Source organism: Shewanella sp. S1-49-MNA-CIBAN-0167, from assembly GCF_040310145.1.
Classification (GTDB): domain Bacteria; phylum Pseudomonadota; class Gammaproteobacteria; order Enterobacterales; family Shewanellaceae; genus Shewanella; species Shewanella psychromarinicola.
Window position 1 is genome coordinate 1 of the sequence record NZ_JBEOPO010000413.1, and the last position, 249, is coordinate 249.

The 249-nt window shown below is 44.6% G+C and carries 1 pseudogene; it reads left to right on the plus strand.

The annotated features are described in order from the left end of the window. Positions 1-249 (plus strand): annotated as a pseudogene (locus AAEZ00_RS21855) (AMP-binding protein); the annotation flags it as partial.

The following is a 249-nucleotide window of genomic DNA, read 5'->3' on the forward strand; positions in this document are numbered from 1 at the left end:
CCGTTATGTGAGGTGCGTGAGTATATCGCGCTCAAAAAAGAACTCAGTTTACCCGCAGCAACTTGGCCTAAAACCAAGTCATTAGGTGAATTAGTGTTATTCACCTCGGGCAGTAGCGGCCTGCCTAAAGCGATCAAAAAAACACTGCAACAACTGGATGCAGAAGTCAGTATTCTTGAGCAAACATTTGCCGAACATTTGCCTCATTGTTCAGTGGTATCGACGGTTTCACATCAGCATATCTATGGT